A 26,039-nucleotide genomic window follows, 5' to 3' on the forward strand; every position below is an offset into this window, starting at 1 on the left:
TTACAAATTTAATCAAACCTCTTTGTGAAGAGGTGCGTTGGTAAACGCACCCTAGAAAATATTAACTGTCAGTTTTCATTTTCCAATCTGGTTTGACTACCTGACGACTTCTAGCAATTACCAAAGAATCATCTGGGACATCTTCTGTCACCGTTGAACCTGCGGCTATGTAGACATCATTACCGACAGTAATAGGTGCAACTAACACAGTATTAGAACCGATTTTGCTGCGATCGCCTATAGTTGTTCTATGTTTCTTCACACCGTCATAATTAGCAGTGATTGTCCCCGCACCGACATTGACCTGAGTTCCTGTTGTGGTATCGCCTAAATACGATAAGTGTGCTACATTAGTGCGATCGCCTAATTGGGCATTTTTCAACTCCACAAAATTACCAATTCTGCAACCTATACCCACCTCAGCATGACCACGTAAATGTGCGTAAGGTCCAATTCGAGTTTGAGATTGAATCACACTATCTGTAATTACAGAATAGAGAACCGTGACATTTTCACCCAATTCACTATTCTCAATTAAACTTCCCGGACCAATGCGACTACCAGCTTGAATTACCGTTCTTCCTCGCAAATGAGTTTGCGGTTCAAGAATCACATCCGGCTGTAATTCCACCGTTTCATCAATAGTAATACTTGCCGGATCAATTAACGTCACACCTGCTAACAACCATTTTTCCTTAATCCGTTTTTGTAAAATATCATTAGCAGTTGCTAATTGCAATCTATCATTAATTCCCAAAATTTCTTGATTATCTTTCACATCTACAGCCATTACCTTACCAACTTGAGTAACAGCATCAGTTAGGTAATATTCTTTTTGAGAATTATTAGCTTGCAAATCTGGTAAGATCTTAGCCAAATCAGGCCAATGAAAACAGTAAATACCAGCATTTACCCGATCATTTTCTCTTTGGTTAGGAGTACAATCTTTATCCTCAACTATTTTTTGGACAATACCCTCACTATTCCGAAAAACCCTACCATAACCTTGAGGATTTGCTAGTTGTGCAGTCAGAATAGTACAGGAATTTTGATTTTCTTTGTGAGTTTGTAAGAGGTTTTTTAAAGTTTCTGTCCGTAACAAAGGCACATCACCATTTAAAATCAATAAATCCCCAGTATAACCCTCTAAATGGGGAAGTAATTGTTGGATAGCATGACCTGTGCCTAATTGTACAGCCTGTTCTACAAATTCCACACCATAAATAGAATCCATAGCTGTTTTTACTTCTGTGGACTGATAACCAACAATCACTAACTTACGGGTAGGTGAAAGAGGTTCAGCACTTTCAATAACGCGTTCAACTAAAGATCTTCCACCCAAAGAATGTAAAACCTTGGGTAGATTAGATTTCATTCTTGTGCCTTTTCCAGCGGCGAGAATTGCTACAACAACCATAATTAAATATCAGTGAATTTGCGATAAATGCTTTTTTAATTTGCTTCCTTCCACGCCAGATCATATCAGTTAATCATTGCTAACTGTTGACTGTTCAGGCAAAATCTCCTGCGGTGTTGAGGATCTTAACCACCTTTTGCGCCACTGTGAACTTGATTCCAATGTAGAGACTTGAATTTCTTCTTGTCGTCGGTTGAGTATCATTGCCGCAGTATCACTCAAATTAGGATCTCGATAAGGAATAGCAGCACGAGTTAATAAATGTTCGGCTTCAGTTTGGGAAAGAGGCGGCAAATAGGATATAGTTGATTCCTCTTCATGTTGAGGATGTCCCGCAATAGTCCCCGGAGTCCGTCTTCCTATCGGTGGAGTCGAACTGACAACCAAACCCGCAGCTAACAGCGCAGTCCGTACCGCCGCAGCACAGGAATAAGTAGCTAGTAACCCATTCTCCTGCAAGCATTCTGATACTTTTTGTATAAATTCCACTGTCCATAATTGTGGACATTGCGGAGGTGAAAAAGGGTCAAGAAAAATTGCATCTGCTTGAAAGCCTGATTCATGTACTTGGAGGATTAAGTTTCTAGCATCACCAATTAGTAAAGTAGCTTGCAAATAATCTATGTGGATTTGATGTTCAAACGCTATTTGAGTTAAAATTTTTATATATTTGTCGTCCCAACCATTAAATAACTGATGGTTAATTGCCGCTTGGGGGACAATGGGATTTAGTTCTAACCCAATCAATTCCACATGGCAACGAGGATTTACTTGCCAAATTGTCTGTAAAGCTGCCGCTGTGTTGTATCCTAGACCATAACAAATATCTAACAGCCGCACAAATCCTGTTTCGGCTAATATTGGTAATCGAGTCGGAATCGCAAATTTCAGCAAACTTTCCTGTTTTGCTCCATAGTGACTATGAAAGGCTTCATTAAACTCTGTGGAAAAAAAGGTAAAAGAACCATCTTGCGTTTGTTGGGGTGTAAACATTTTAGGATTTTAGGAGTCAGGAGGTAGGGGCGCAGGGCCTGCGCCCAGTCAGGAGAAAGAAGAAAGAAGAAAGAAGAATAGTTTTCACCAATTACCAATTACCAATTACCCATGAATAATCAATTTATTGTTTCTCCAGAATGGCTGTTTGAAAATCTCAATAATTCTCAAGTTGTGATTGTTGATTGTCGGTTTTCTTTAGCTGATAGCCAATTAGGAAAACAACAGTATCAAACTAATCATATCCCAGGCTCTTATTATTTAGACTTAAATCAAGATTTATCTAGTCCTGTGCAAGAACATGGGGGCAGACATCCTTTACCAAATATCACAGAATTAGCTGAAAAGTTATCAGCAATTGGGGTAAATTCCCAAAAAACTTTAGTAGTGGCTTATGATGATTCTCGCTTGGCTTTTGCCTCTCGTTTATGGTGGTTATTGCGGTATTTAGGACATGAACAAGTAGCTGTTTTAGATGGCGGCTTTGACCGCTGGCAAAAAGCGGGTTATGCCATTACAGATGTTATTCCTACTGCGGAAAGAGGAACATTTATTCCCCAATTACAAGCGGATAAAGTTGTAGATTTTACTTATGTCAAAAATCACCAAGATAGTCAAAGTGTGGTTTTAATAGACTCTAGGGAAGGAGAACGTTATCGAGGAGAAAAAGAACCAATTGATAAAATTGCTGGACATATTCCCGGTGCTGTTAATTATCCTTGGCAAGAAGTAACGGACGCTTCTGGGTGCGTAATTCCCCAGTTAGAACAATCTCAACGGTGGCAAAATATAGATACAAATAAAGAAATTTTAGTTTATTGTGGTTCTGGTGTCACAGCTTGTGTAAATTTACTTTCTTTAGCCATAGCTGGAATTCCCACCGCTAAACTTTACGCTGGTAGTTGGAGTGATTGGATTAGTTATTAGTCAATTCTCAGATCCCCGACTTCTTCTTTGATAATGTCAATAAGTGATGAATCAATCCTAGAAGTCGGGGATCTGGTTTTATATTTTTAGTTGTCAGCTACGCTAGATTAAATCTAGGCAATCTGACTATATATAGTTCAACAGCCTATTTTTAGTTAAAAAAGTAGAAATTTATGACTTTTGATTACGACTTGTTTGTGATTGGTGCTGGTTCTGGGGGTTTGGCGGCTTCTAAACGGGCGGCTAGTTATGGTGCAAAAGTGGCGATCGCCGAATATGATTTAGTTGGTGGTACTTGCGTAATTCGTGGTTGTGTCCCCAAAAAACTCATGGTTTATGGTTCTCACTTCCCCGCCCAATTCCAAGAAGCCGCCGGTTATGGTTGGACAGTAGGAGATGTAAAATTTGACTGGGAACATTTCATCACATCCATAGATAAAGAAGTTAACAGACTATCAGCACTTCACATCAGCTTTTTAGAAAAAGCCGGAGTAGAATTAATTTCCGGTCGTGCTACCTTCATAGACCCCCACACAGTTGAAGTCAATGGAAAACAATATACAGCCGCGAAAATTTTAATTGCTGTCGGTGGTCGTCCCGTTAAACCAGAGATTCCAGGTATAGAACACGCCATTACTTCCAATGAAATCTTCCACCTGAAAACTCAACCCAAACATATCGCTATTATTGGTTCTGGTTATATCGGTAGTGAATTTGCCTGTATCATGCGCGGTTTGGGTTCAGAAGTCACCCAGATTATCCGCAAAGAGCAAATTTTGAATGGTTTTGATCAGGATATTTGCACCAGTATCCAAGAGGGAATGAGTAATCATGGCATTCGCATTGTTGCAAATACTGAGGTGACAGCCATAGAAAAAGTGGACGCAGGACTGAAATTAACTTTATCTGGAGACAATCAAGAACCAATCATTGCTGATGTATTGTTAGTAGCAACCGGTCGCAGTCCTAATATTGAAGGATTAGGCTTAGAAAATGCCCAACTTGATTGTGTTCCCAGTTCTGAAGAAGAACCAGGATACAGCACCTCAAATGCAATTCCCGTCAATGAATATAGTCAAACTTGCCAACCCCATATTTATGCTGTTGGTGATGTCACAGACCGCCTAAATTTAACCCCCGTCGCCATTGGTGAAGGACGTGCCTTTGCTGATACTGAATTTGGCAACAACCGCCGCGAATTTAGTCACGAAACCGTTGCTACGGCCGTATTCACCACCCCAGAAGCGGCAACAGTCGGGTTAACAGAAGCCCAAGCTAGAGACAAATTCGGTGATGATAACATCAAAATTTATCGTACCAGCTTCCGCCCCATGTACTACACTTTGGCAGGTAAGCAAGAAAAAACCATGATGAAGCTAATAGTAGATACTAGCACTGATAAAATTCTAGGCGCTCACATGGTGGGAGATAGTGCCGCAGAAATTATTCAAGGTGTCGCTATTGCAGTAAAAATGGGTGCAACCAAAGCTGATTTTGATGCCACTGTAGGTATTCATCCCTCCGCAGCAGAGGAATTTGTCACTATGAGATAATTGTATTTGGTAGGGGTTTAGCAGTGCTAAACCCTGACAATTGTGATAGATTTAGTTTGCGTATATTTCATCAAAGTGAAAACTATTGGTATTTAGTTTCAGCCAATTTTTCTTTAATTAAGTTCTCCACTTGCTGCAACTCATGATTTGATTTTGGTATATCAAAAATCTCGCTGGGAGTTTCTGAAGCAAAACGATCAATAAATGTATGAAATGCTGCTTTATCATTGGGGTGAGCAATTATATAAGCTCTTAATTCAGTTTTAGTCATGCTAATAAAGTTAGGTATAATCACAAAAACCTCCATAAACCATTAGGATATATTTCTATTTCTATGTTATCTCCTGCCAAGATAAACAGATTACCTGTGCGCTCATCTAAACGGACGATGAAAATAGGTGTAAATGTATTTGTCAAGGTTTGACAGAGAATAACACATCTAATACTTTGTTCGGAAGTTGGCAAGATATATTTATCTCCTAATTATATAACTTAAATAATTATATTGCATCAAGGTTGATAACCGCTATAAAGGCGTGATATTATTTTCTTTGAATAAATGATGATAACAAATGATCAAATTTATAGACTTATTTAGTGGTACAGGTGGATTTAGATTAGCAATTGAAAAGATTTGTCATATTTATAAAATTGATTCTCAATGTGTTTTTTCCAGTGATATTGATATAAATGCCCAGAAAATCTATTCAGAAAACTTTGAAGAAACACCCATAGGAGATATTACAAAAATTGACGAAAATGATATTCCTGACCATGACATATTATTAGGTGGTTTTCCTTGTCAACCCTTTAGCATTTGTGGAGAACTAAAAGGTTTTCAAGATACCAGAGGAACATTATTTTTTGATATTGCCAGAATTATTAAAAATAAACAACCGTCAGCCTTTATATTAGAAAATGTCAAACAATTACAAGGACATCAACAGGGGCAAACATTAAAAATAATTATTAATACCTTAAAAGAATTAGGCTATTATACAGATTATAAAATTCTCAATGCTCTTAATTTCGGTTTACCACAAAAACGAGAAAGAATTTTAATCGTCGGCTTAAAAAATCAGAATCATTACCATAACTTTAATTGGCCATTAATCAAAATGCCCATGCAGCCCTTGTCAGAAATATTAGAAAAATCTGTTTCTGAATTTTATTATGCTTCCGAAAAAATTCGCCAAAATCGGTTACAAAAAGTCAAAACTGAGCAAAAATATGAGCAACCCACAATATGGCATGAAAATAAATCTGGTAATATTAGTATACATCCTTATTCCTGTGCATTAAGAGCAGGAGCATCTTATAATTATTTATTAGTCAATGGCGAAAGAAGATTAACCGAAAGAGAAATGTTGAGGTTGCAAGGTTTTCCAGAATCTTATAAAATAGTGGGCAGTTACCAAACTATGCGAAAATTAACTGGTAATGCGATCGCTATTCCTTGTGTTGCTACTGTGATTGATTCTGTAATTAATGCAATATTAGTAAATCTGAATGTTAAAAAAATTTCTCATTCCCATACTCTGTATGGGAATGAAGTCTAGAAAGCTCTGCCTTAATTTTCTCGTTTTTCTCGTTCCCATACTCTGTATGGGAATGAATTATAGAAGGCTCTGCCTTCATTCTCCATAACAGTAGAGGCAGAGCCTCTGTGATAGTATTCCCAGTCAGAGACTGGGAACAAGATATATAATCACCAATTATCAATCAATGACAAATGCTTAAATTTATTCGTTCCGATTTATCCCAACTTAACGCTTATAAAGCTCATCCTGGTAGTGATAGTGCTGAACCAGTCGCTATCCAATTTGACAGACTAGATACTAATGAAAGTCCCTTAGATTTACCATCGGAAATCAAAGAAAAATTAGCTTGGACTTATCAACAACTTATTGAAACTAATCGTTATCCCGATGGTGGACACGAATCTCTCAAAAATGCCATTTCCCAGTATGTAAATGAATCAGCGAATCTAGCAAATTCAGCTTTCACCGCTGCGAATATTTCCGTCGGTAATGGTTCAGATGAATTAATTAGATCCCTATTAATTGCTACTTGTTTAGGGGGAGAAGGCTCTATACTAGTCGCCAATCCTACCTTTTCCATGTATGGAATTTTAGCTCAGACTTTAGGCATTCCTGTAGTTACAGTAGGCAGAAATCACAGCAACTTTGAAACTGATTTAACAGCCGCAAAATCGGCAATTTCCCAAACACAAAATCCGCCCATTCGCGTCGTTTTTGTTGTTCACCCCAATTCCCCTACCGCTAATTCTTTAACAGCAGCGGAACTAGAATGGTTAAAAAGTTTACCAGAAGAAATTTTAGTAGTCGTTGATGAAGCTTACTTTGAATTTAGTCAAAGGACTTTAGCCGGTGAATTATTACAACATCCTAACTGGATTATATTACGCACCTTTTCTAAAGCCTTTCGTCTTGCCGCCATGCGTGTAGGTTATTGTATCGCTCATCCAGAGGCGATCGCAATTTTAGAAAAAGTTCGTCTTCCCTACAATCTTCCCAGTTTTTCCATCGCCGCCGCCCTCATGGCATTAGAAAATCGGCAACTTTTGCTAGAGTCAATCCCCCAAACCCTCAGCGAAAGAACGAAAATGATCACAGCCTTATCTGCACACCCAACCCTGGAAATTACACCCAGCAGCACCAACTTTATTTACTTGCGGATTAAAACCGATGACTCTCAATTATCAACCACCGTTTTAACAAATCTCAACCAAAAACTGAGAAATCAAGGGACTCTGATTAGACTTTTACCCAATGGCTTAAGAATCACCATCGGTACACCCGCAGAAAACACCCGCACCCTGGAGCGAATACAAGCATTATTGTAAAAGTAGCAACTAATTACCACTCATTTATTTTTGGTATCAATGCCTACGCGACGAACAATCGTTACAGTTTGTGTTAACACACCTACTAACATCGCAAAAGCCTCATCTGGGATACAAGCCACTATTTCAGACGGGAAAAATACCTCAAACTGATCAAGAATCTTTTGTACTCGTTCTTTAGCAATTGGACTCTCAGTAATTTGTTTAATTAAACGTATCCATTGTCGCCTAAGCAAATAAGCTTTCTGACGATGTTCATGGGATTCAGGAGTCAACAAAGAAAGATTGCCTATGGGTAAAATCCCTTGGCAATCACTATCATGATCTCCACCAATCGCTGCTCCAGGTCCGGCAAACTCCGCATGATATTCTTTAAAAAGTATTAACCCATTCCTTCTCCGACTATTAACCATAAAAACCTTGCCACCATGAATTAGTGTGAGGAGATTAGAGCCATTAAATTGCCCATTTCCATCTGGCATGATAATTTGGTTAATAACACTGTTTTGAATGTGATAGTTTGATATAAGTAGGTGAACACAATAAAAACAAACTGTGTAAAGAAATGTAAAATCGCCTAAACCCTCTTCACTCTTGCCTCTTGCCTCTTGCCTTTTGCCTTGCCATAACGACAATTTTCAACGCCAACCTACTTACTGTTCTCTGATATTACTTGAACAGTATCATTTATTTCAGAAATAAACACGCACTTTTAGTTATTTTAATTATCCTATTCTATGGGATTAATGCTGGATTTCAATCAATCCAGAGTCAATACTCCTCGGTTAAGCCTAAAAAGTCATTATCCGGTAGGTTGGGTTGTGGAACGTATCCCTGACGGGAGGCGTATCCCTGCGAACTGCTTGCAGCAGCGCTTCGCTATCGCCGGAGGCATCAGCCATAACCCAACATTATCAAGGATTTGGTTGGGTTTTGCTGTCGCTCAACCCAACCTACATTTCCTTAACTTTACTTTCCGTTACTTAGAGGGTGTCTGAAAAAGTTGTCTGTGAGGGCTAGAAGTATGGCTAACGCCACGCTACGCTATCAGGAGGTAGGGGCGCATGGCTTGCGCCCATTCAGGAGTATGGCTAACGCCACGCTGCGCTATCAGAAGGTAGGGGCGCAGGGACTGCGCCCATTCGGGAGTATGGCTAACGCCACGCTGCGCTATCAGGAGGATTTAGAAGAAGTTATAAGTAATATCAAGTCTGGAAAATTGAGCGATTTTTGATGCTATGACATATTTTTCTTGCACCTCATTTACCTTTTATACAGATGAAACTCTTCATGTGTCTGGGTTGTAGGTTTATATGGCTAACGCCACGCTACGCTATCAGCAAACCCTACTTAGGCACTTTCATGAAATCCAAAATGTGACTTTCTTCTGCCTTCCTTCTCTCCGACTTCTCCTATATACGTTTATGCAGTAATATCTCACGTGAGCGATTAAGGAAAAGCGCATCCCAGGGAGATTCAACCTTATGTACGCGATATGCCAACTTAAAATAAAGCTGACGGGCATGATGATTATGTTCTAAAACGTGGAGATATAAATCTTGAAATCCCCATTCCTGGGAAATTTGCTCACAGCGAATCAATAAACTAGAGCCTACACCCAGTCTACGGCAACCCGGATCAACAGCTAAATTAGATATATAAGGGAAACCCGGATTTACACCAATCCAAGGATAATTACCCCTAACACTCATTTCTATAGTTCCCATAATTTTCTGATTTTCAGTGGCAGTATCAACAGCAACTAAACAAATATGATGGGGTGTGGGAGAATTGATCCGATGCCTTAGATCCTCATAAATACCTATACGAAACAAAGGTAAAGCCCAACTCCACAAACCTTCTTGGGAGTGAAAGCTTTCAGCCACAATTTGGGCAATACTTATTAGATCATCAGGTGTAGCTACGCGAATTTGGAGTTTTCCAATAGTTAGAGTCGCAGTTTCTCGGTTTACTGGGGGTTGGGTAGGGTTAAAAAACCAGGATTTCAAAGCTAGTTAGGGATTAATTTGATTGATTGCAGGAATAAGGTTGAAAGCCTTTTGGTGGCTGTTAATCCACAATATACTAGTACAACACGGCATAAATAAACCAACCATTCTAAATCGTTAAAAAGCCTATACTGTCTTCGTTTTGACTTTTGACTTTTGACTTTTGACTTCCGCCCTGCGGTACTAGCCACTCAGCGGCTTGGCTCCCTGAGAGAGTGAAGGTTCATTACATAATTTCAGTTTTTTCTGTTCACCTACCTAGTTAGGATAACTTATTAATAACGTAGTAAAATCTATCTAAACTAGATATTTTAGCGGATGAGAGCTAAAAATTTTCCTAATTGAGAACTGGAGAGGCTGATAAGATAAATACTGAGTAGTGGATATGGGAATAATAACCTATAATGATCGCCATGTTCACCACCCTGAAAGTAAGAGACTTCCAATTAAAAAAATATCCGGCTCTTGCGTCTCTTTTATGGTGATTGAGGATTGATTGTTACAAAACCCTTATGGGACAAAGGTTATAAACAATTATCCCCATATTTTTAATGAAATGCTCACACAATGCGGCTGCCAATGATTTTGAACCAGGTTTGTAGTTATTCACTCCCCCCCTCTAAAATTATCGAAATCCTTGATCTCTCTTTAAAGATAGGGGGGAGTGTGAACAGTTACCCAGATTTTCTATAAAAAGAACCGAAGAACTAGTAGTCTGTCAACCCGAAAATGACGGGTGAAGGCAAGCAGGGGGAGAAGAGAGGCACCGGGGGCAGGGGAGGGAAGAACAGAAGTTTTTTCCGCTCATTACCCGTCAAAATAAATTTGACGAACTACTAGTAGTCTGTCAACCCGAAAATGACGGGTGAAGGCAAGCAGGGGGAGAAGAGAGGCACCGGGGGCAGGGGAGGGAAGAACAGAAGTTTTTTCCGCTCATTACCCGTCAAAATAAATTTGACGAACTACTAGAATATTCAAGTTTTGAATTAACATGATGCCAACGTTGATCAATAATCATTTAAGCGATAGTTCAATTACATCTCAACCATTGAGACGACATAGTGATCCACCTTGGTTATGGACTGTTGTATGTATTGGTTCTGTCTCTATTCATTTGTTAGTATTTTGGTTAATGCGTTCATCTAATGAATTTCAAGCTTGGTTTCCTCGCTCTAACCAAAGTTCGATTCCCATTGATCTTATTGAAATTGCTTCCGAACCAAAATCCACAATTAAACATCAATCAACAACTCCAAAGATTAAACCGCAATCTTCTTTTTCATCTTCACCAAAATCACCACCCACTACACCCAACAATCAAAATGATGGTGAGATAATTTCTAAAATTCATTTAACAGAACAAGATAAAACTCAAAAGCCTGAAGTTAAAAAGCCTGAAGTTAGAAAAATTGAAGTTAAAAAGCCTGAAGTTAGAAAAATTGAAGTTGAAAAACCTGAAGTTAGAAAAATTGAAGTTGAAAAACGTGAACCTGAAAAAACCGAAGTTGAAAAACCTGAACCTGAAAAAACCGAAGTTGAAAAACCACGAGTTAGACAACAATTCTATCCCACAAACCCAATACCAGAAGCAACACCAGAAGCAACACCAATAATTCCAGATAGTGAACTTCCCTGGAATCGTCGTCAAGAAGTGAAACTAGGAAAGGGAACTCTCCTCCGTCAAGATATTCCTACTGATTCCCCAACTCCCACAGCAGAACCTTCCGTAAATCCTAACCGAGAACCAGAAGCGTCCCCAACCACCAATGGAGGGGGTGCTATAGCTACCGTTAGTCCTCTACTCAAAGAAGAAGTTAGTGAATTAATACAACAAAAACAACTCATAACCGATGCTTTACCAGATGTTATAGCTGAATACAAAGGAAGTACAGAAAAAGATTTAGAGGCTAGTATACTTCCCAGTGATGAGGATCTCAAACCAGCAAATATACTGGCTAGTTTAGTAATTGATAAAAATGGAAAATTTCAACAAGCGATAATCATCACGATTGAACCCGCCGCACTCCGCAGCCAAGCAAATATTTATGAACAAGCACTTAACCAGATATTTGCACAAGAAAGTTTTCTTGCTGCTCATAATCAAGACGGATCAAAACCAGATTTAAGCAATTTATATATTCGTCTCAAAATTAAATCCATAAATTCTCCATAACTACTTGCAATTTTATAAAAGCCATGTTATCTTAATTAAGTCAGAAGCACGCGGGTGTAGTTTAGTGGTAAAACTCCAGCCTTCCAAGCTGATCATGCGGGTTCGATTCCCGCCACCCGCTTCTTGAGAAAAAAATAGTTCGACTGCTCACCTTATGGAGAAATAGGAGGGAATTCTGGCGTTGCTGGTTAAGAGTATGATTTTGTTTCACGCAGAGGCGCTCCAGTCGCAGAGAGTAAGAGTTTGAAATCATTGATTTTTCAATTTCATACCCTAATTCAGCAGCGCCGGAATTCTTAGCTGGGAACAGATAAGAAACACTCATTTGCTGAGTTTAGAGCTTCAGTCAAGAAAAAGATGTTTTTAAAAGATGCGTAGCACGAAAAAAAACAGTGTCATTATTTCAATCTCATGTTTTTAAACATGAGTTTTTTCTGTTCCCTGTTGCCCGTTCCCTGTTCCCTCTGAATGAATTTTCAATATATAATTGTCATTTTTTCAATAATTTATAATAAGTAAAATGTCCGCAAGGGCGGACATTATCAGGGCTTCTGTCACTTTTATTGGCTACAATCATGTCTGAAACATGATGTTTTTATTGTTGATGATGAGAATAAAAAAATCAAGTCTTTCTCAGATATAAACTAGACATAATTAAGAGAGTTATATCTTAAAGGAGTCAGGAGAAAGGAAGAAAGAAGAAGGATATTATGTTTAATAGAAAAAACATCATTCCTGAGAATTATATCGGCGGGAAGTATAAACCCAAATATTATGATCTTGCTGGATTTGTCGAGTGTGGGAAGAACCAATAATAATGACAGTTCGCATATCCGCTAATGCTGGTTCTAATTCCTTTAGAGTCGTAACCTGGACTTCTTCTCCCTTTCTTCCTAAATTTCGTCCCAACACAACTGGGGTATCAGGTTTGCGGTATTCCATTAAAATCTTTTTCGCGGCGGCTAGTTGCCAAGTGCGTTCTTTTGATACAGGATTATAGAAAGCAATGACAAAATCACTTTTAGCCGCAGCGGTAATTCGTTGAGCGATAATTTCCCAAGGTTTCAAAATGTCAGAGAGAGAAATCACACAGAAATCATGCCCCAAAGGCGCACCAATAGTGGCTGCTGCGGCTTGCATAGCCGAAATACCAGGGGCGACTTGAATATCAATGGTTTGCCATTCTGGTTTGTGATATTGCTCTAAAACCTCAAACACTGCCGCCGCCATTGCGTAAATACCGGGATCGCCAGAAGATACAACTGCTACATATTTTCCCGATGCAGCCAAATCTAGCGCCTGATATGCCCTTTCTGCTTCCACGCGGTTATCTGATTCATGAACACGCTTACCATCTGCAAGATGTCCAATTAAATTAATATAAGTTTTATAACCGACTAAATCCGTCGCTGCTGCCAAAATTTCCTTTACCTGGGGTGACATCCATTGAGATGCACCAGGACCAGTACCAATAATAGCTAATTTGCCTTGGGTTTGTCCAATGGTGTCGAGGTTGATAATTTTCGTGGAAATGGCAACAGCTATATGGGAAAATGGGGATGGTACAATTCGACCATCTGCACCTGTAGCCGCCAAAACTAATTCCGTCAATTCATTGGTGGGTAGAAAGCGGGTAGGAACGCCCAAAGTTGTCGCTATAGAGTGAAGTTGGGAATTATTCGCCAGTTGTAGCGGTGCAAATATTCCTGCCACTGCGGCAGGTGCTAAATTAGATTCTGCGAGGATTTGGTGAATTTGAGTGATTGTATCTGGTTCTGGGCTGGTGAGAGCGTTGCCTTCGGCGAGCAAAGCTATCGCAATTTTCTCAGGATGATAAACTAAACAATTAGGATCATAATTACCCAAATTTTCAGTAATTTGAATAATTAACTCACCATTTTCATCAATAGGTAAATTACTCTCACTCAACCAAGGTGCTATTCCTTGTAATTTAACCTTTCCCCCAGTTAATAAATCAGCAATAAATTTTTTCCCATGTTCTGGGTTAGCTAAATGATATCCAGCAGGAGGAGATAACAAAGCAGTGTGAAAGCGGATATCTCCCGTTGTGGTAATTGCTGGTTGGATATTCAGTGCTAACCCCACCTGACGCGCTAAATCATTTACACCACTTAAACCACCCAAAAGCGGAACAACAGCACTACCATCTTCAGCTACAGCTAAAACTGGCGGTTCTTGTCCCTTATCAGTTAACAACGGTGCAATTGTTCTAATTAGAATCCCCGCCGCACAAATACCAATTATCGGTGTACCAGCAGCGAATAATTCTCGTAAAGTTTCGCCAAAATTGGTAAAGCTAATATCAACATCATGAGTGCGATTAACCAAACCGTATAATTTCGCACCAGCTAAGACATTAGTAATTTTTCGCCCCACTGTAACGCTATTTTGACTCAAGACCACAACCGCAGGGCATACCCTAATATTCATAAAAATTTTTAATCTTGTAAATCCTTAAATTTTGGGCGTTGCTGAATATACTCTAAACGGCTTAATCGTTTGATTCTATAGGTAGGGGTAAAGCAAAAGCTCATTGGTGTCAACTTAATCTCAAATCCTGATGATATCTCGTTCCCAGTCTCTGACTGGGAATGCTATTACAGAGGCTCTGCCTCTGTTTTCATAGAAGGCAGAGCCTTCTAGAATTCATTCCCATACAGAGTATGGGAACGAGAAAGGGTGAAACTGATATTTTACAAGGCTTTCACGTTAAGTTGACACCAATGAGCTTTTGCTTTACCCCTACACATCTAGCTTTTTTGTTATTTTGTAAAAATTCAAATCTCCGCCGTTTTTAGTATAACTTTAGATAACATCCTGGCTCAGTCAACGACAAAAACTTAGGAATGTGAATTAAGGAACTTCCAATTAAAAAAATACCCAAAAATTTCTTGTGGTGCGGGACGAATTGCCCGCTAATTATCAAGGATGGGCAGGATGCCCATCCCACAAAATTGGGTAATTTATTTTTTGGTGTTCCCTAAATTAAATAAATTGCAAAAGTAGGGTGTGTTAGCGACAGCGTAACGCACCATTCCCAGTTTAAATCAGAATTGCAGGTTATTAAATTTGCATTCCTAACTATCCATCAGCTTGATCAAAATTGCTTCTAGTCTTTCTAAAGCAGCATTGGTTGATTTTTGATTCTCTGCAAAATTGCTTTGGAGAGTAGCAAGGTTAGTATCTAATCTTCCTACCGTTTCATTTAGTCCTACTACCACATCGTTAAGGATGGCATTTCTCCCCAAAACACTGGTAGCAGTTCCCATAAAGTCATCAACCTTATATATCAGTTCCGTCAGGTTAACTGCTGTAGTTTCCTGTTGAACTGCCACGCGCTCTAATATCGCTTCTATCCGGTCTAATCTATCTACTGGTGGTGTATTCATATTGTTTTTGAGTAGTTGACGATACCTGCGGACTTAGCCTGGCGATCGCAAAATGGTTAACTTGCTTTTTGATCTTCCGGTTTGTAAATCTGAACTGCTCTTGTCACAAGCCTTTCTACAAGATTTGATAGTGTCCTGTCTTCTGAACTTGCAATACTTTCTAACTCTTCACGTAGTTCATATGAGCAAGTAAATGTAATTTTTGCTTTTTTAGTTTGACCCATAACTCATAACACGATAGATAACTTTAGATTACATCCTGGTTTAGTCAACGACAAACACTTAGGAAGCCATCAGAAGTTATCTATTGCTTCTGAAGCCACAGATCAGCATAACACTATAGCCAAGGTCATGCAACCCCCTTGTAATCTCGCTGTCAAATAATACCTGTTTCAACTATATTTCTCCTCTAGGTAATTAACATAACTTTCCTCTGGATTTTCTAATTCTAAGCGAATTACACCTATGAGGCTTTGTGTCCAGGGGTCAAGTTCAGATAAGGTTTCTAGGGTAGGTTGAGGAGGAATAGAAGATAGTGTTTCTTGTTGAATTGATGCTAGTAAGGTTTGTACAAGAGTCCAGCGTTCTTTGATTGGTAATTCTAATACCTGTTCTTGCAATTCTTGTAATTTCATCACTACTTTGCTGGTAACTTTATCAATTTATTATCATTAATTCTACGTTACGCTGTTATTGATTATTGTTGGGTTTCCTTGCGTCAACCCAACCTACTAAATTACTAATAAAACTTAGGTAAAAAAGACTACCTTGTGGAAATTGACACAGAAGCGATCGCTACGGTAGACAAAGGGATCACTCTATGCAACAATTCTCAATCTGGTAAATTTAACTTAACTATTGTGCAAAGTTACAGATTGCACTTGTAAATATATAATTAGGTAATTGCTGTCAATATCAAAAAATGATTACTCAAGAAAATTTTAAATCCGTTCTACTATCTTTAGACTTTCAAGAAAATAAAAGTATATTCTCAAAGAGTTTCCCACACACTGAGGGAATTCTGAAGGTAGATTTTAATAAAAAAGAATTAATTTATCCTGAAGATCACGGCTTAACTATTAATGAGCGTCAGACTTGTAATTTCTCTCAAAATGAAAATTTTGTAGTGTTTGAATGTGTACATCGGCTATTATCAAAAGGCTATAAACCTGAACATATAGAACTAGAACCTAAATGGAAAGTTGGACATGGTGCTAGTGGAGGTCGTGCAGATATTTTAGTAAGAAATCAACAGGGGAAACCAATGTTGATTATAGAGTGTAAAACCGCAAGTAAAGAGTTTGATAACGCTTGGAAAGATACTAAAAACGATGGCGGACAGCTAATTTCTTATGCTCAACAAATTATAGAAACTGAATTTTTGTGTCTTTATACTTCTGATTTTCTGGATAATATTTGTATTTTTGAGTATTACGTTATATCTCATAAAGACAACCAAAAAATTCTAGCAGAGGATGATAAACTACTTAGTTTTGAGAAAGCAAAAGATGTAAAAGAACGTTTCAAAGTTTGGAAAGAAACCTATCAACTAGAAGCAACTACTAAGGGTATTTTTGAAGATAATATTCCTGCATATCAAATTGGTAAAGATAAATATACTATTGAAGACCTTAAATTTATTGATGCTAAAGATAAAGACAAAAAATATCACATTTTTAGAACTATTTTGAGAAAGTATAATGTTTCTGGTCGAGAAAATGCCTTTGATATTTTAGTTAATCTTTTCTTATGCAAAATTGTAGATGAAACTCAGCATCCCCAAGAACTTAAATTTTATTGGAAAGGTATAGCTTATGATAATTATTACGATTTTATAGATCGGTTGCAAGGTTTATATAAATATGGCATGGAAAAATATCTAGGCGAAGACATTACTTATGTAAGTAATGATGACATTGAAAATGCGTTTTGGCCTACTAACCGGAATGCTATTAAAACTACAATTAAAAATTATTTTCGTCAATTAAAATTTTTTACTAATAATGATTTTGCTTTTATTGATGTTTATAACAAAAATTTGTTTAATAAAAATATTAAGATTTTGCTAGAAATTGTGCAAATGTGGCAAGATTTACGCCTAAAAAATCAAGAACAAAATCAGTTTTTAGGTGATATGTTTGAGTTCTTTTTAGATAACGGTATTAAGCAATCTGAAGGACAATTTTTTACACCTATTCCTATTACTCGGTTTATCTGTATGTCTCTACCTTTAGAAAACATTATTAAAGATAATTCTGAGTTACCCAGAGTGATAGATTTTGCTTGTGGTTCAGGGCATTTTCTCACTGAGTTAGCAATTGAAACAAAACCTTTTATTGAAAAATATAAAAAATTAGAACCTTCAGCTTTTTTCAGAAATATCTATGGTATAGAAAAAGAATCTCGACTATCAAAGGTTGCTAAGGTATCAGCTTTTATGTATGGACAAGAAGGTATTAATATTCTACCCCATGATGCCCTTGATGATATACCAGAAATTAAGTTAGAAAGTTTTGATATTTTGGTAGCTAACCCACCTTTTGCAGTAGAAGATTTTTTAGATACTTTATCGGAAGAACAACGACAAAAGTATGAGCTTTTTAGCACTATTTCTGATTTGGGTAATAAAAATATTCAATGTTTCTTTATTGAACGAGCTAAACAACTACTTGCACCTAATGGAGTTGCGGGAATTATTGTACCATCATCTGTGCTTTCTAATTCTGATAATACCCATATTGCTACTAGAGAAATTCTATTGAAATATTTTGATATTATTTCCCTTGTAGAATTGGGTAGTAATACTTTTAGTAAGACGGGAACAAATACAATTGTATTATTTATGCGGAGAAAATCACAACGTCCTGAACCTGCGGAACAATACAAAAATCGGGTTTTAGACTTTTTTGAAAATTGGCAATATGAAATAGAAGCAAATGGGGGAATTTATGGAGATATTTATTTGGTGAAAAGGTATTGTGAGCATATTAATATAGGTTTTGAAGATTATCAAACTCTTTTATTTGGTGTTCCTTCTGAGCAGTTATTAGAATATGAACTATTTAAAGAATATAAAAATGAGTTTGATAAAAGCACTGATATTGTTAATTTGAAAAAGAGAAAATCTTTTAAGGATTTATCATCTTTAGAAAAAGAGGTGGAACTGAATAAGCGGTTTTTAGAATATCTGCAAATAATTGAAAAAGATAAGCTCTATTATTTCATCTTGGCTTTTAATAATCCCCAGAAGGTTCTAATTGTGAAAAGTCCTGCGGATAATAAGGAACAAAAACAATTTCTTGGCTATGAATGGAGTAATGCTAAAGGTAATGAAGGGCTAAAATATATTTCTGGTAGTCATATTACACCGCTTTTTGATCCTGATAATCGCTATAATTCTGAAAAAATAAATTATTGGATTCAGCAAAATTTTCATGGTAATAGTGAAGATGTTGAATTGAAAAATCTCAGCGAATATATTACTTATGCTAGTTTGGTAGATTTATTAGATTTCTCTCGTAAGGATTTTAATAAAACTTTTTCACTTACTCCTAAGAAAAATTTGAAAATTGAAACTAAATGGGAGTTGGTAAAGTTAGAAAATATATGCGAAATTGTTAGAGGTGCATCACCTAGACCAATTGATAAATATATCACAACAGATATAAATGGCATAAATTGGATTAAAATAGGTGATGTTAGTGAAGGATCAAAATATATTACTCAAGCAGCAGAAAAAATAACTTTAGAAGGTGCTGAAAAATCCAGAAAAGTAAATGAAGGAGACTTTATTTTATCTAACTCAATGAGCTTTGGAAGACCTTATATTATGAAAATATCTGGCTGTATTCATGATGGTTGGTTACTCCTATCTAAATTTAGTGAAAAACTCAATAAAGATTATTTGTATGAAATTTTATCCTACAAAGATACTCAACAGCAATTTTCAGAAAGTGCGGCTGGAGGAGTAGTACAAAATCTTAATACTGAAAGAGTAAAAGCTACTAAAATTCCTTTACCACCTTTAGAAGTGCAGCAGCAAATAGTAGATGAGTGTGAGGAGATAGATCAAAATGTAATTAAGGCCAAAGAGGCAATTGAACAGGCTAAAAATGAAATTGAGAATAAATCTGATAATATTTATGGTCAATATAATTTAGTAAAGTTAGGATCAATTTGTGACAAACCTCAGTATGGTGCTAATGAGAGTGCTATTGATGGAAATCCTCTGACAGATTATCGTTATATTAGAATTACAGACATTAATGATAATGGAGAATTAAATTCTGAGTGGAGAACTGCTGCAAACATTGAAGAAAAATATATTTTGAAAGAAGGTGATTTTCTTTTTGCTAGATCAGGAGCTACAGTTGGAAAAACTTTTTTATACAAAAACAAGTATGGCAAAGCCCTATATGCAGGCTATTTAATTCGTTTTCGCACTAATAAAGATAAATTATTACCCGATTTTTTGAAATTAGTAACTCAGTCTAGTTTTTATAAAAAGTGGGTTGCCGATACTCAAACAGGGACATCACAACCTAATATTAATGGTCAAATGTATTCAGATTTACAAGTTCCTTTACCACCTTTATCAACTCAAGAAAAATTAGTTTCAGAAGTAGAGAAACTAGAGCAAGTAATTACTAATAATCAGAAAATTATAGATGAATCTTCTACTCTCAAGCAACAAGTGATGAAGAAATATTTATAGTTAATTTTCCTCTTTATGGCTGATAATTTTATCTTACCTAGCGTGAATGTGAGATGATTAAAAATTAACATCCTGTAAATCCTTAAATCCTGGATATCCTGATTCAGACAATGGTTATGAATGCACGTTTTCACACTATGTCAAAATCTAAGTTGTAATAGGCTTTTTTACAAGAAAATCAATCTTATACATTTCGATCTTACTTTGAAATGCCCTATGAATCTGATGAAATATTAGCAGAGTTGGATTATTCGGTTCTTCGGTTATTTTTATGGAAAACCTGGTTCAAAATCATTAAAAGCCCTATTGTGTAGGCATTTCATTGAAAATATGGAAATAATTGTTTATAACCCTTGTCCCGTAAGAGTTTTGTTATCATCAATCCTCAATCACCATAAAAGAGACGCAAGAGCCGATTATTCTTTAATAAGAAAACATCTTACCTTACCACGAAGCGATCGCCATTTAGAAAGACTAGAAGAATTAAAACTTAATTAAAAGCATAAGTGCTTATGCACAAAAGATAATTCTTCACCCTGACTTCTAGCCATAACGCAAAGACTTTTTTAACAAACTCTATTTAGTAATTTTACTCATATAACTACCCCAAAGTTGTGCCGCTTGGGCGCTGCTGCCGGAGGTAGGGGAATTATTATCATTTCCTAGCCAAATGCCGGTGACAAGTTGACGACTAGGAATAAAACCAATAAACCAGAGGTCTACATTATCATTTGTTGTTCCGGTTTTACCTGCTTCACCTAAACCAATAGCTGCGCTACGACCTGTACCATTAGTAATTACTCCTCGCATCATAGTAGTCATTTGATTGGCAACTGCTGTCTTTAGCACTTGTTTAGAACCATTTGGATCTGTATCGAAGGAGTAAATCACCCGACAGGTTTCAAAATCTTTAAGATCCTTGCAATCACTACTGTCACGAATTTTACTAATAGCATGAGGGGGATTCCAGACTCCACGATTACCAATCGCCCCAAATGCGCCAGTCATTTCTAAAACATTAACCACACTTTGACCTAATACCAAACCAGGTACTTCCTCAAGATTTGATTTAACACCCAAACGCTGCGCCATATCTACGACTTTATTCAAACCAATTTCCTTGGCTACCCGCAAAGCAATGGGGTTTTCTGACATTGCCAAACCAGTGGCTATGTCTAAACTACCACCAGCACCAGCCCGACAGGGTTTATAGGTAAAACCTTGCCAAGTTAAAGGACTGCAAGAATAACTTCTGTAGGTCGAAAACCCTTTTTCTATAGCCGCAGCGTAGGCAAAAATTTTAAAGGTAGAACCCGGTTGTCGTTGGGCTTGAACGGTGCGATTAAACTGGCTTTTTTTGTAATCAGTCCCGCCTACCATAGCCACAATACTCCCGGTTTTTGAGTCCAGAGTTACCATTCCTCCTTGAGAAAATCCAAAATTTGAGCCGGCTTTGGTGACGGAATTTTTTAACTCAGCTTCGGCTTTGGCTTGGATAGTTGGATCAAGTTGGGTTTCGATGATATAGTTACCCTCTCTAGCTGCTGCTGGTCCTAGTCTTGATGTGAGTTCTTGAAAGACGTAATCATAGAAATAGGGGGCAATGGTTTTGGCTTGCCTTTCGCAAACTTTGGGGCTAACTTGAACGGTAGAACGGCGAGCGCGGTTGGCTTCTTCTTGGGTAATTTTGCCCATTTCTAGCAGTCGTTTAATGACTCGATTGCGGTAGTCGGCTGCACCGAGTTTCCGCCGACCACTGCCACAAAAATCGAAGGCATTGGGGGCGGGTAAAATCCCTACTAAGGTGGCTGCTTCGGCTAGGGTTAATTCTTTGGCGGATTTGTTAAAATAATATTTGGCTGCATCTTCAAAGCCGGAGGTGTCTGCACCTAAAAATACCCGATTTAAGTAAGTTAGTAAAATATCGTCTTTGCTGTAAAAGGTTTCTAGTTTGAGGGAGACGACGGCTTCTTTAACTTTCCGTCCTAAAGAGTCTTGACTGCCTACATATTCCCGGAATAAACTTCGAGCTACTTGTTGGGTAACTGTACTTGCCCCCTGTTGAACGTCACCGCTACGACTGTTGATAAGTACGGCTCGCAATACACCCAAGGGGTCTACCCCAAAGTGCCAGTAGTAGCGACTATCTTCCGAGGCTACGACCGCAGCAGCTAAATAGGGTCCAAAGTCTGATAATTGTTTCAGGTCTACGTGGGCGATATTACGGGGTTCACGGAGTGGGGTTGAGCCATCACGGGCATAGACAACGACAGGGGCGCGAGTGGCTGTAGGTAGGGGTCTAACGGAAAATTTCAGCCATTCTGCACCTATGGCTAAGGCAATTAAAGCCGTGACACCACCGACTCCATAGGCTGTCCAGGTGGCAGCTTTGACGTACCAAGCTGGGGGGTCTATGTATTGAATACTCACAGCATCAGCTAGATCCTGTGGTCCTAAGTTAATAACATCACCATGACGCAGTTCTAGGGTATTTATGCGCCTTTTGCCAAGATAAATCCCGTTGGTGGAGTTTTCATCTTTGATTGTGAAAACGGGGGTGTTTTGGGTGGAATCCCGCGATAATGAGAGGTGAACTGTGCTGACAAGTGGGTTACGGATGACGATATCAGAGGATTTTGAACTACGTCCTAGTATATAGCGATCGCCTAATAAATCATATTCTTCTTCTTGGTTCCCGCCGGCATCATGGACCAATAGTTTTGGTACTTTCGCATTGGGTTTGAGCTTCATGGAAAAGTTGACTCTAGCATGAATGGTGCTGACCGCTTGAGTTACTTGACCAATTATAGTTTTTGGCTTTTGAGGAGGTTGGGGAGAACTCATAAACAATTGCAAGTTAAAAGTTAAAAATTAACGGGAAAGTAGGGGAATTTCCAAAAGAAGAATTAAATTTTTTAATTACTTGGTGTTTTTTTCCATGAGGCAATTAACAAGCAGACTATACCAATACTAATAAAAGAATCAGCCATATTAAACACGGCAAAATTAATTAACCGAAAATCAAGAAAGTCAATGACATACCCTAGTATAAATCTATCAATACCATTGCCCATTGCTCCCCCTAAAATCAAACCATAACCCATTTGCTCCCAAAAACTTAACAATGGTCCAGTTAATGCAATGGTTATCAATACTAAACTAACACCCAAAGATAGCCAGCGTAACCATTCTACTTTGCCACTTAATAAACTAAAGGCTGCACCTGTATTAGTCACATAGGTAAAATGAAATATCCCGCTCAACAGTGGTAGTGTTTGTCCTGGGTTAAAGGTCTTCACTACCCAGTATTTTGTCAGTTGGTCTAATAGAAATGCTATCAGAGCGGCAATCCAGAAGAAGCGATTTTTTATACGCATGATAAATTTGTCGGGTGTCAGTTGTTTTTTCGGCGTTGCTGAGTAAAAGTATGATTTTATTTCACGCAGAGACGCTCCAGGCGCAGAGAGTAAGAGTTTGAGAGATGGAATTTTCGACTTTCATACCCCAATTCACCAACGCCGTTTTTTCTTGCTACTGACCAATGACCAATGACCAATGACTAATAAAACATTATGTGTCGTAGCACATAAGCTACTATGGTAACGGCACAAACAACCACTAGTTGTCCTGGCAGTGCAAAGCAGGAGTATTTAAGAATAGCTTGAATCAGTGATAGATTGTCTGTTCCTCTCCAGGGTAAGATATAACTGATGATTAAATAAGCAATACCGCAGATGTGAACGGTGAATAAGCCACAAAGACAACTAAAAGCTAGAGTTTCTAGCCGAGGTCGAGCTTTAAAGGCTAAATATCCACAAATCCAAGCTCCGGGAATAAATCCCAGTAAATAGCCAAACTGAGATAGTTTAACATAACCGATACCGCCTCCTTCGGCAAATACAGGCAATAAGGTTAATCCCATGACTAAATAGGCAATTTGCGAGAGCGCACCAGCATTTTGACCTCCTAAACAGCCTACCAGTAGGACTGCACCAATTTGATAGCTGACACCTAGTGAAAGGGTTTGAATTCCGTGCTGACTCCAGTTCCAAGGTGAGGTAACACCATAAGCTTCCAGGAAAGTACCACCCATTGTGAGGAGCAAGCCTATCATAGACCATAGCAGTTGATTCGAGGCAGCAAACATTGATTAGGCGCAAGGGTTAATTAACAGTAGATACAAGGTCAAGAAGTTTACGATTACACCGTCATTCTCGCAAAGGAGAAAAATGGAAATGATCATGCTTTTTGTCCTTTTTTTCAGGGCTGTCTTTCTCAAGGAGATACTTTTGAAGAAGCGATCGCTAATATAACAGAAATTGTAAAATTATACATTGAAATTCTCCTAAGTAGGGTTTGCTGAATAAGTTGCCTGTGAAGGCAGGGAACAGGGAACAGGGAACAGGGAATAGGCAAGAGGCAATAGGCAATAGGCAATAGGCAATAGGCAAGAGTCAAGAGGTAATAGGCAATAGGCAATAGGCGAGAGTAAAGACGTTTTCAGCGATTTTACGTTTCTTTACACAGTTTGGTTTTATTGTGTTCACCTACTTAGGGACTTCCAATTAAAAAAATACCCAAAAATTTCCTGTGGTGCGGGACGAAAAGCCCGCTAATCATCAAGGACGGGCAGGATGCCCATCCCACGAAATTGGGTAATTTATTTTTTGGTGTTCCCTTAATGGATAATCAACCTATCTTTAAGAGGATGTTTGACAAGTTTTCAGTGAATATAATGAAATCCCAGACGCACTGACCCGAACTGGAGGCTTGATCAACTCAAATAGGATTGCTCTACTTAAAATCAGTTTCATGAAAAATCATCGCCTGATAGTTGCAATATCTGTATTAACAGTAGTAATTAGTCTATCAGCTTGTGGAGAAACTAACTCAAAGAATCCAATTATAAGTGAGTCTCCTGGTAAAACGACAAATACAACTACTGCCAATTCTCAGAAACTAGATTTAGGAGGTAATGTAGAATTAATCGGCGCGGGTGCTTCTTTTCCTGCACCACTTTATCAAACTTGGTTTACAGAGTTAAACAAAAAATATCCCAATTTAAAAGTTAATTATCAGTCTGTGGGTAGTGGTGCGGGTGTTGAGCAGTTTACCCAAGGAACATTAGACTTTGGTGCTAGTGATGTAGCAATGAAGGATGAAGAAATTAACAAAGTTCCGGCGGAAAAAGGTGTGCTACTATTACCTCTAACTGCTGGTAGTATTGTCCTCGCTTATAATTTGCCAGAAGTTCCTCAACTCCAGTTATCACGAGCAGTTTACACTGATATTTTGTTAGGTAAAATTAAATTTTGGGATGATCCGGCGATCGCTAAAATCAATTCTAATGTAAAATTACCAAAAGAGGAAATCAAAGTTATTTATCGCGCTGATGGTAGTGGAACTACGGGCGTTTTCACCAAACATCTTAGTACCATTAGTCCAGAATGGAAAACTCAGGTAGGTGAAGGTAAAAGTGTAAAATGGCCGATAGGAGTTGGTGCTAAAGGTAATGAAGGTGTCACCGCCCAAATTCAACAAACTCAAGGTTCTATTGGTTATGTAGAATATGGCTATGCTAAGGAAAGTAAGCTCAAATTTGCATCTTTAGAAAATAAATCCAACCAGTTTGTTTTAGCTTCTGAAGAATCAGCATCTAAAACTCTTGCATCAGTAACTTTACCAGAAAATCTCCGTGCTTTTATTTCCGATCCTGAAGGTGCAGAATCTTACCCAATAGTAACTTACACTTGGATTCTCGCCTATAAAAAATATACTGATGCCGGCAAAGCTAAAGCAATGGAAGCAACTATTGAATATGCTTTAACTGATGGACAAAAGATAGCTAGTGAATTAGGATATGTCCCCTTACCAGCCAATGTAATTAATAAAGTCGCAGCAGCGGCTGATCAAATTAGTCCTGATTATCATATTTCTGTTGGTGCTAATTCCCAAGGTAAGAGGTAGGGGCGCAGGG

At 38.0% G+C, this 26,039-nt stretch carries 24 protein-coding genes and 1 tRNA gene; 12 read left to right on the forward strand and 13 right to left on the reverse strand.

The window, feature by feature from the left end; all coding sequences use genetic code 11:
- Positions 1 to 61: 61 nt before the first annotated feature.
- Together glmU and HEQ36_RS19520 are read right to left on the reverse strand one after the other, a co-directional pair.
- Positions 62 to 1,417, reverse strand: coding sequence for a bifunctional UDP-N-acetylglucosamine diphosphorylase/glucosamine-1-phosphate N-acetyltransferase GlmU (gene glmU / locus HEQ36_RS19515; RefSeq protein ID WP_168637007.1), 1,356 nt, complete (start codon positions 1,415 to 1,417; stop codon positions 62 to 64).
- A 69-nt stretch (positions 1,418 to 1,486) separates the two neighbouring features.
- Positions 1,487 to 2,410 (reverse strand): MnmC family methyltransferase, encoded by a 924-nt coding sequence (locus HEQ36_RS19520; RefSeq protein ID WP_168637006.1) that lies wholly within the window; start codon positions 2,408 to 2,410, stop codon positions 1,487 to 1,489.
- Between the two features lie 111 nt (positions 2,411 to 2,521).
- On the opposite strand from HEQ36_RS19520, the gene HEQ36_RS19525 reads away from it, so the two are divergent.
- Complete coding sequence (locus HEQ36_RS19525; protein WP_053539181.1) at positions 2,522 to 3,337, forward strand: sulfurtransferase; 816 nt, start codon at positions 2,522 to 2,524, stop codon at positions 3,335 to 3,337.
- A 173-nt stretch (positions 3,338 to 3,510) separates the two neighbouring features.
- Positions 3,511 to 4,890 (forward strand): glutathione-disulfide reductase, encoded by a 1,380-nt coding sequence (gene gor, locus HEQ36_RS19530; protein ID WP_168637005.1) that lies wholly within the window; start codon positions 3,511 to 3,513, stop codon positions 4,888 to 4,890.
- Between the two features lie 82 nt (positions 4,891 to 4,972).
- Here the strand turns inward: gor and HEQ36_RS19535 are convergent, their stop codons facing one another.
- Complete coding sequence (locus tag HEQ36_RS19535; RefSeq protein ID WP_205748626.1) at positions 4,973 to 5,161, reverse strand: hypothetical protein; 189 nt, start codon at positions 5,159 to 5,161, stop codon at positions 4,973 to 4,975.
- Between the two features lie 20 nt (positions 5,162 to 5,181).
- The gene (locus tag HEQ36_RS19540; protein WP_168465800.1) at positions 5,182 to 5,355 is read right to left on the reverse strand and encodes a hypothetical protein; all 174 of its coding nucleotides are present in this window, start codon (positions 5,353 to 5,355) and stop codon (positions 5,182 to 5,184) included.
- A gap of 107 nt (positions 5,356 to 5,462) precedes the next feature.
- On the opposite strand from HEQ36_RS19540, the gene dcm reads away from it, so the two are divergent.
- Both dcm and HEQ36_RS19550 read left to right on the forward strand, forming a co-directional pair.
- Entirely contained in the window at positions 5,463 to 6,449 is a 987-nt protein-coding gene (gene dcm, locus HEQ36_RS19545; RefSeq protein WP_290708304.1) for a DNA (cytosine-5-)-methyltransferase, read from the forward strand.
- Positions 6,450 to 6,622: 173 nt separating this feature from the next.
- Positions 6,623 to 7,756, forward strand: coding sequence for a histidinol-phosphate transaminase (locus tag HEQ36_RS19550; protein ID WP_039202409.1), 1,134 nt, complete (start codon positions 6,623 to 6,625; stop codon positions 7,754 to 7,756).
- A 20-nt stretch (positions 7,757 to 7,776) separates the two neighbouring features.
- Here the strand turns inward: HEQ36_RS19550 and HEQ36_RS19555 are convergent, their stop codons facing one another.
- On the reverse strand, positions 7,777 to 8,238 hold the full coding sequence (locus tag HEQ36_RS19555) for a hypothetical protein (RefSeq protein ID WP_233455574.1): 462 nt from the start codon (positions 8,236 to 8,238) through the stop codon (positions 7,777 to 7,779).
- A gap of 605 nt (positions 8,239 to 8,843) precedes the next feature.
- Here HEQ36_RS19555 and HEQ36_RS19560 point away from each other — a divergent pair.
- On the forward strand, positions 8,844 to 8,990 hold the full coding sequence (locus HEQ36_RS19560) for a hypothetical protein (RefSeq protein WP_168637004.1): 147 nt from the start codon (positions 8,844 to 8,846) through the stop codon (positions 8,988 to 8,990).
- Between the two features lie 178 nt (positions 8,991 to 9,168).
- Here HEQ36_RS19560 and HEQ36_RS19565 read toward each other — a convergent pair whose 3' ends face one another.
- On the reverse strand, positions 9,169 to 9,765 hold the full coding sequence (locus tag HEQ36_RS19565) for a GNAT family N-acetyltransferase (protein WP_168637003.1): 597 nt from the start codon (positions 9,763 to 9,765) through the stop codon (positions 9,169 to 9,171).
- 1,409 nt (positions 9,766 to 11,174) lie between these two features.
- On the opposite strand from HEQ36_RS19565, the gene HEQ36_RS26075 reads away from it, so the two are divergent.
- The 3 genes from HEQ36_RS26075 (at position 11,175) to HEQ36_RS19575 (ending at position 12,059) form a co-directional block, all read left to right on the forward strand.
- The gene (locus tag HEQ36_RS26075; RefSeq protein WP_367272416.1) at positions 11,175 to 11,378 is read left to right on the forward strand and encodes a hypothetical protein; all 204 of its coding nucleotides are present in this window, start codon (positions 11,175 to 11,177) and stop codon (positions 11,376 to 11,378) included.
- A 38-nt stretch (positions 11,379 to 11,416) separates the two neighbouring features.
- Positions 11,417 to 11,938 (forward strand): hypothetical protein, encoded by a 522-nt coding sequence (locus HEQ36_RS26080; RefSeq protein WP_367272417.1) that lies wholly within the window; start codon positions 11,417 to 11,419, stop codon positions 11,936 to 11,938.
- A 50-nt stretch (positions 11,939 to 11,988) separates the two neighbouring features.
- Positions 11,989 to 12,059, forward strand: a tRNA-Gly gene (locus HEQ36_RS19575).
- A 608-nt stretch (positions 12,060 to 12,667) separates the two neighbouring features.
- Here the strand turns inward: HEQ36_RS19575 and cobJ are convergent.
- The 4 genes from cobJ to HEQ36_RS19595 all read right to left on the reverse strand — a co-directional run bounded on the left by cobJ (position 12,668) and on the right by HEQ36_RS19595 (position 15,983).
- On the reverse strand, positions 12,668 to 14,389 hold the full coding sequence (cobJ, locus tag HEQ36_RS19580) for a precorrin-3B C(17)-methyltransferase (protein WP_168637001.1): 1,722 nt from the start codon (positions 14,387 to 14,389) through the stop codon (positions 12,668 to 12,670).
- 647 nt (positions 14,390 to 15,036) lie between these two features.
- Positions 15,037 to 15,348 carry a hypothetical protein gene (locus tag HEQ36_RS19585; protein WP_053539173.1) on the reverse strand — a complete coding sequence of 104 codons (312 nt, stop codon included), beginning with the start codon at positions 15,346 to 15,348 and terminating at the stop codon, positions 15,037 to 15,039.
- Between the two features lie 56 nt (positions 15,349 to 15,404).
- Positions 15,405 to 15,572 carry a hypothetical protein gene (locus HEQ36_RS19590; protein WP_081424362.1) on the reverse strand — a complete coding sequence of 56 codons (168 nt, stop codon included), beginning with the start codon at positions 15,570 to 15,572 and terminating at the stop codon, positions 15,405 to 15,407.
- A gap of 168 nt (positions 15,573 to 15,740) precedes the next feature.
- The gene (locus HEQ36_RS19595; RefSeq protein WP_168637000.1) at positions 15,741 to 15,983 is read right to left on the reverse strand and encodes a hypothetical protein; all 243 of its coding nucleotides are present in this window, start codon (positions 15,981 to 15,983) and stop codon (positions 15,741 to 15,743) included.
- A gap of 287 nt (positions 15,984 to 16,270) precedes the next feature.
- Between HEQ36_RS19595 and HEQ36_RS19600 the strand changes: the two genes are divergently transcribed.
- On the forward strand, positions 16,271 to 20,062 hold the full coding sequence (locus HEQ36_RS19600; RefSeq protein ID WP_168636999.1) for an N-6 DNA methylase: 3,792 nt from the start codon (positions 16,271 to 16,273) through the stop codon (positions 20,060 to 20,062).
- 330 nt (positions 20,063 to 20,392) lie between these two features.
- Positions 20,393 to 20,560: a hypothetical protein gene (locus HEQ36_RS19605; RefSeq protein ID WP_168636998.1), complete on the forward strand. Its 168-nt coding sequence runs from the start codon at positions 20,393 to 20,395 to the stop codon at positions 20,558 to 20,560.
- A gap of 78 nt (positions 20,561 to 20,638) precedes the next feature.
- Here the strand turns inward: HEQ36_RS19605 and HEQ36_RS19610 are convergent, their stop codons facing one another.
- The 3 genes from HEQ36_RS19610 to HEQ36_RS19620 all read right to left on the reverse strand — a co-directional run bounded on the left by HEQ36_RS19610 (position 20,639) and on the right by HEQ36_RS19620 (position 24,209).
- Positions 20,639 to 22,906 (reverse strand): transglycosylase domain-containing protein, encoded by a 2,268-nt coding sequence (locus HEQ36_RS19610; protein WP_168636997.1) that lies wholly within the window; start codon positions 22,904 to 22,906, stop codon positions 20,639 to 20,641.
- Between the two features lie 71 nt (positions 22,907 to 22,977).
- A complete protein-coding gene (gene lspA / locus HEQ36_RS19615) occupies positions 22,978 to 23,439 on the reverse strand; it encodes a signal peptidase II (protein ID WP_027400649.1) in 462 nt (153 codons plus the stop codon).
- A 182-nt stretch (positions 23,440 to 23,621) separates the two neighbouring features.
- Positions 23,622 to 24,209, reverse strand: coding sequence for a biotin transporter BioY (locus HEQ36_RS19620; RefSeq protein ID WP_053539164.1), 588 nt, complete (start codon positions 24,207 to 24,209; stop codon positions 23,622 to 23,624).
- A gap of 63 nt (positions 24,210 to 24,272) precedes the next feature.
- Between HEQ36_RS19620 and HEQ36_RS19625 the strand changes: the two genes are divergently transcribed.
- Together HEQ36_RS19625 and pstS are read left to right on the forward strand one after the other, a co-directional pair.
- Positions 24,273 to 24,425 (forward strand): type II toxin-antitoxin system HicB family antitoxin, encoded by a 153-nt coding sequence (locus tag HEQ36_RS19625; RefSeq protein WP_168465821.1) that lies wholly within the window; start codon positions 24,273 to 24,275, stop codon positions 24,423 to 24,425.
- A gap of 449 nt (positions 24,426 to 24,874) precedes the next feature.
- Positions 24,875 to 26,029 (forward strand): phosphate ABC transporter substrate-binding protein PstS, encoded by a 1,155-nt coding sequence (gene pstS, locus HEQ36_RS19630; protein WP_168636996.1) that lies wholly within the window; start codon positions 24,875 to 24,877, stop codon positions 26,027 to 26,029.
- The last annotated feature ends 10 nt before the right edge of the window (positions 26,030 to 26,039 follow it).

It is taken from the genome of Anabaena sp. 54 (assembly GCF_017355725.1).
Lineage (GTDB): Bacteria > Cyanobacteriota > Cyanobacteriia > Cyanobacteriales > Nostocaceae > Dolichospermum > Dolichospermum heterosporum.